Annotated in this window: 4 protein-coding genes; 2 read left to right on the forward strand and 2 right to left on the reverse strand. The window is 43.9% G+C overall.

Going from position 1 to position 6,335, the window contains the following annotated elements; translation table 11 throughout:
- Positions 1-244 precede the first annotated feature (244 nt).
- Positions 245-1,702, reverse strand: coding sequence for a protein adenylyltransferase SelO (locus tag NWP22_RS07260; RefSeq protein WP_271733989.1), 1,458 nt, complete (start codon positions 1,700-1,702; stop codon positions 245-247).
- Positions 1,703-1,710: 8 nt separating this feature from the next.
- Here NWP22_RS07260 and NWP22_RS07265 point away from each other — a divergent pair, with 8 nt between their 5' ends.
- Both NWP22_RS07265 and NWP22_RS07270 read left to right on the forward strand, forming a co-directional pair.
- Positions 1,711-1,833: a hypothetical protein gene (locus NWP22_RS07265; RefSeq protein WP_271733990.1), complete on the forward strand. Its 123-nt coding sequence runs from the start codon at positions 1,711-1,713 to the stop codon at positions 1,831-1,833.
- A gap of 88 nt (positions 1,834-1,921) precedes the next feature.
- On the forward strand, positions 1,922-3,148 hold the full coding sequence (locus tag NWP22_RS07270; RefSeq protein ID WP_271733991.1) for an anhydro-N-acetylmuramic acid kinase: 1,227 nt from the start codon (positions 1,922-1,924) through the stop codon (positions 3,146-3,148).
- 41 nt (positions 3,149-3,189) lie between these two features.
- Here the strand turns inward: NWP22_RS07270 and NWP22_RS07275 are convergent, their stop codons facing one another.
- Positions 3,190-6,084, reverse strand: coding sequence for a DUF1156 domain-containing protein (locus NWP22_RS07275; RefSeq protein WP_271733992.1), 2,895 nt, complete (start codon positions 6,082-6,084; stop codon positions 3,190-3,192).
- Positions 6,085-6,335 lie beyond the last annotated feature (251 nt).

The raw sequence follows: 6,335 nt of genomic DNA on the forward strand, positions 1-6,335 counted from the left end.
AAGACTACCGAAGACAAGGAAGGAAAGTGGACAAGGAAGATTTTATACGGACAATGGTCTTTTAATGGCCTATTTTTCTTACTAAGAATACAGACTTTGTACTGTTTTTCTCCGGTGGTCACCTTGTCCACCTTGTCCACCTTGTCTTGTCCTTGTCAGGGGAGGGGACTGGATTTGATTGTTTTTTGTGTGTTCCCTGTTCCCTAAGATAAAAATTACCTGCGGAAAACTTACCAAACAACCTCTAACCTTTTGATTGGATTTTTTGCACCAAATCATTAAACGGGTGCCAATTATTCTCTTGGGCGATCGGTTCCCAAACTGATTCAATCACTGGTCTTAATAAAGCCGTCTGGGGATTATGATTAACTAGAGTTTGAGCAATTACATCCATGTATTCCCAGTCAAAAGAATTGAGAATTTGATGATACAGTAAACACCAGTTCTCAAATATCTGTGATGCACCTGATGTCGGGATAATATCCGCACCGTTCATGACCATATGGGGATCATCTCGCCATTTAGCAGTAAAAGTCCGCGCCATTTCCCAGAAAAATTGGTGATAACCAACTTGGCTATCTTGTAAGAATTGAATTGTTAAATTTAACAGTTCATTTGCTGCTGACAAATCTAACTGCTCAAAACCCAACTTTTTCAACATTAACGAGCGGTATTCATCTTGATAATACTTATTGAACTTTCCTAAGGCTGAATCCATTTCTGTTTTGTCAATGATTGCTTGTAATGGTTCCTGAAGCAGTTCTAAATTCAATTGACAAATACTGGGTTGATGGCTATAACAGTAACGTCTATAGTAGTCGAAATAAGCGGCTGTAAAGTAGGGGTCATAAGTAGGAATGAAAGCATAAGGGCCATAGTCAAAGCTTTCCCCGGTAATTGACATATTGTCAGTATTGAGGACTGCATGACAAAAACCAACCGCCATCCACTGAGCTACTAGTTGCGCCACCCGTTTGACTAGTTCGGCATAAAATAAAACATATTTATTGGGTTCTGGCTGTAAATGGGGGTAATAATACTGAATTACATGGTCTAAAAGTTTTTGAGTTAAATCTGGTCGTTGGAAATAATGCAAACGTTCAAAAGTACCAAACCGGATATGGGAACTGTTCACCCTGACCATGACAGATGACCTTGTAGGTGAAGGTTCATCACCCCTCCACAGAGATAACCCGGTTTCAATCATGGTCAAACAGCGAGAGGTACGTACTCCTAATTGGTGTAATGCTTCTGCTGCTAAAACTTCTCGGACTCCGCCTTTAAGTGTCAGCATTCCATCACCACCACGAGAGTAGGGTGTTTTACCAGAACCTTTAGTACCAAAGTCGTATAACTGGCCATCAGCACCGCGGACTTGTCCATAGAGAAAGCCTCTACCATCACCCAAATCAGGGTTATATGTACCAAATTGATAACCGTGGTAACGTAATGCTAATAATGGTCGGCGTTGCTGGAATTTACCAAAGGCGTTAATAAAATTCTCGTCTGTAACGGCGTGGGGGTCTAGCCCCAAAAGCGGTAAGAGTGAATCATTGCGCCAGCGTAAGATATGTTGGGGAAAATCAGCTGCTATTACCTCGTCGTAGTAGTCATCACCCAAAGATTCTAATGCTGGTTCGTAGTTGAGGGTGAGAAAAGGATTATGAGAATTTTCCTTATTGGGGGTTTCAGCTAGATTCATCGGGAGAAATGCTAATTGATTCTACCTTTTATCCTACCGCAGTGAATGTGAACTGTATTACCACCAACATCACTACCCAGAAACATCAAAAAATAGCTGACTGTGAATTTAACCTTTACGCCTTTGCGTAAAACTCAATTCATATTTTCACTGAGCAAAGCCCAGAAAAAGTAGTATAAATTAAGTGTTAACTTCCTATCGTTCAAAGAATCTTTGCCAATGGATCCCACTAAAACAGTTACTGTACCTACTCGCGTGATCGGTTTAATTAGCGGTACTTCCGTAGATGGTATAGATGCTGCTTTGGTGGAGATTTCTGGTAGTGATTTAGATTTGCAGGTGGGTTTAATCGCTGGGGAAACATATCCCTACACAGCTGAATTAAGAGAAAAAATATTAGCAGTGGGCGCTGGTGTTGCCATTTCTATGGCAGAATTAGCAGAAATAGACGATGCGATCGCCTGTGCTTTCGCCCAAGCTGCTAAAAATATCCAAATCGGTCACCAACCAGCTAGTTTAATTGGTTCCCATGGTCAAACTGTTTACCATCGACCCGCACACACAGACGCATTTAACACTACATTAGGTTACAGTCTGCAATTAGGCCGAGGTGCTTTAATTGCCCATCTCACAGGAATTACCACTGTGAGTAACTTTCGGAACGCGGATATTAATATTGGCGGTCATGGTGCGCCCCTTGTACCGAGAGTTGATGCTTTTTTACTCGGTGATTCAGTGGGGGGACGTTGCATTCAAAATATTGGTGGAATTGGTAATGTCACTTACCTTCCCCCTCGTGGTGATGATTGGCTTTCCCAAATTCGCGCCTGGGATACTGGCCCGGGAAATAGTTTGTTGGATTTGGCAGTAGAATATTTAACTGATGGTGGTCAGTCCTATGATGAAAATGGCAATTGGGCTGCTAGTGGTGTTCCTTGCTACTCATTGGTAGAACAATGGTTAGAGCAAGATTACTTTCATCTACCCCCACCCAAGTCTACGGGGCGCGAGTTGTTTGGTGTAGCTTACTTACACCAATGTTTGCAAGATGCTGAACCCTACCAACTCAATCCAGCTGATTTACTGGCGACACTCACAGAACTTACTGTTGGGTCTATTGCTCACAGTTATCGGAGTTTTTTACCCCAAATGCCCCGGCAGGTATTATTATGTGGTGGGGGTAGTCGCAATCTGTATTTAAAACACAGGTTACAGTTATTACTGCCATCCCTGTCGGTTTTGACTACGGATGAGGTGGGCTTAAATGCTGATTTTAAAGAGGCGATCGCTTTTGCCGTTTTAGCCTACTGGCGACAGTTGGGACTTCCTGGTAACTTACCATCAGCGACCGGTGCTCCCGGCGAAATACTTTTGGGAGAAATTCATTTAAGAGCATGTGGGAAAGAAAACTTATCAAACAACCTCTTAGACAATGGGTGTGGTTAAGATCCCCGACTTCTTTCGGTATGGGGGATAGTCTAATATAGTTAGTCTAGAAGTCGGGGATCTGAAAACAATTCTCCCTGTAGGGTGTCTGGTCGGCTTTGAGCTGCTAGGCGACAAATTTCCCCCCAGGAAATTACCAGACTGTTATAAGCAGTGGCCTCCTGTCTCCAGCCTTTTTTGTCGCAAATGTTATATAACCGATAGGTTAAATCTCGTAAGATTTCCCACTCACCCTTATATTCAGATAATACCGCCGCAGCGCCGGTTTCTCCTTTTTTATCCAAAGTGTAGATCAGGTGTTGGGTAATCAGCCAATTACACCCCATGGGGTTGCAATTCTCTGGTAACTCTCCCCGGCGCAATAGTCGCACCTTTCCACCTTCAGCAAACAGAATACCCCCATTCACCAACCCTTGAACACTGATATTTTTAGCTTTAGATAAAGTTTCCGCCTCCCCATAGATTCCCTCATTAAATTGATGTTGTTCAAACCAGATCAAAGCCCAACTGGTCTCTAGGTCAAATTCTCCCTCCTGTTCCGTCAGGTATTCATCCAACATTTGATTAATGAATTGTAGGGCCGTACGTACCGCCATAGCAGAACCGTCAGCGTCTAGGATTTTAGTGTAACGGGAGAAAATACCCATACCCGGACCAATGCTAGCTTGGGCTAAATCCACCGGTGCGATATTATCTTGTTGCAGTTTTTCCAGTGCTGCGGGGAGTTCCCGCTTGAGTTGTTGCAGAAATTGGCGACGGGTGACGGAGGGGGCGGTTTCTGGACGGGGACGACAGACAAGGACAATGGAAGAGGCCAGGGCGTTGGTTCCAATACCTACGCTGCGGTTACTTAATTCTGTTCGCATTGGCCAAGTACTCACAATAGTAAAACCAGCTTGGATTAAACCCTCTAGCATGGTTTCCCAACCGGTGGAGGCGGTGACATTTTGGTTATTTTGACTGGTTTCTGTTTCTGACTGTTTAAAGGCGTAATAAATAGTAACTGGATATTCAGAATTTGCGGTTTCTCGCATTCTCCTAAAAGCTGCACCTAAACCAGTTTCAAAAAATTCTTTAGCTTGTTGTTTATCACCGCCAAACCTGTAGGGGGTGGCGACTAGTTCTTCTATTTTGGGTACTAGTAAGGTACTGCAAATTTGTGGGTAAAGTTTGCCAATGGAACGGCGCAGCCAGATATAAAAGAAGTCTGCTAAGTCTGCATAGCCAATGTTATCGTAGTATGGGGGGTCTGTGGAGATGACCGGAGAGTTTAAATGTAATTTTTGGGCTGCATTATGTTGTTTAACTAAGCCAGGGGTGTCAGTATTTCTTAATTCTATGACTGCTGATATCCAGTCAACAGCACCGCCAAAGTTACCTGTAGAATCACTTAAGGGGTTAGCTTCTACAAAGTCCCAGGTCATGGGAATTGCTTGACGGGCGAATGTATTTCGGATCGTATCACGCCCTGAATGCCAACTACATATACTAGAACAATAATCCGTTGATTTATCAACTGCAAACCCTAAATAAGTGGCGACAGCATCGGCGTAAGCCGTCGCACCCATACCCCCTTGGGAAAGTGGTAAGTTATCATCTGGGATACCCGCAGCTAGAGCATCAAGTTTGACTTGTTCTCTGGCGACCCTGACTAAATCGCTGAAGGTGGTTAAGGCGACAAGCTGACGGGGGGTAAATAAATCAGCGTGTTGGGTCATTCCATATAATTGCACACGAAAACCAAGGGCTTGTTCTGGTAAGTTACTGTCTGGTTTCCATTGTGGCTCTGCTGACAAAGCCACTTTGATCTGCTCCTCATTGGGGGGAATATACAGGCGTTGCTTTTGACCCTCCGTTACAATAGCCATTAACTGAGTCTGCATTCTTCCTGCTTTCCCCTCCTGGCGGATGTGGTCAAAGGGTACTGGACTGTCACAACAAATACACATCGCCCCTCTGCGGTTAACGGTTCCCACCCGTGGTGTTCCTTCCCCGGTTTTGACTGTAAAACTCACCCTGGGGGGTTGGTGACTGCTATCAATTACAGGTTCTACCCAAGCTTGTTTACCCTTTTTGGTGGATAATTTAAAGGAATTTACTAAGGGCATTTGCGCCCCACAAGCGGGGTTAGGACATTTGACAGTCCGCGCCCACAACCAAGCAATTACGGTTGCTTCCCCACCGCCATGCTCCAGGGGTAAACTCACCTTGGGGTATAAATGGCCAATAGTTTTAAAAGCTTGGTTTCGCATCCATTCGCCATAATAGCCCACGTCGGCTGCTAACCCCTGCGCGCCGTACCATTGGGGGGCTTTTAACTTTGTTTGCGCTTCTGGGTTGACGGGGGGTTGATTCTGAAATTTGGGGGGAATTTCAATTAAGCCTTTAGTAATTAGTACGGCGACAGGGTTAATATCACTACCATGGGCGACTAAACCTAGGCGTTGTCCTTCTAGGGGTATGGAACCACCACCACAAAAGGGGTCATAAACAGGAGGTGCATAGTTTTGTAAATATGTACGTACTTCTGCGGTGTCTGTGGGTGGTGTTTCGTTGCGACTCCAGGCTAAACAACGGGCGATTTCTTTTTGGGCGGTTTCGATAATTTCCCGGTTATTGATACTATCCCAAGAGACTAAACCCTTAACTACCTGCTCCGGTTTCCCTTTTTTGTCAACGGTAACAATTTTACCAATGATATCAAATAACCGTTGTCTTTCTTGTGCTTGATCTGCTTCTGTGGGGAATTTATCGGGGTGACTAGATGGGTCATCTACTAAGGAAGCAAATAATACCGCCCTACAAGTGGCTGTGGGTTTTCTTGACCACCATAAATGTAGTGTAGAAGGATGTCCGTGTCTAATGGATTTTTCCCTGGCTGATTCTTGGTTGATGGCTTCCAAGGGTAGGGCGACTTCTATTAATTTTTTTTTCATTATGATGGCACAGACAAGAATTTACCCAGGGAGTTATGAATATTGTTAGTTATTTTAACTTGAGTGGGGATGTTGTTTACATTTAAAGGTCTTTAGGTAAAAGAATCAAGAGAGGTTTATTTAGGTCTAAGTCTGGGAAAATATATTCAGCAGACTTGAATGGTTCCCTAAATATATTAAGAAAGGTAGCTGGGGACTCTATCTTTGATGGAAACTCAGGGGAGTGTCAACAATGTAAAACTTTGTTAAGA

The sequence above is a fragment of the Anabaenopsis tanganyikae CS-531 genome (assembly GCF_029891675.1).
In the GTDB taxonomy this organism is placed as follows: domain Bacteria; phylum Cyanobacteriota; class Cyanobacteriia; order Cyanobacteriales; family Nostocaceae; genus Anabaenopsis; species Anabaenopsis arnoldii.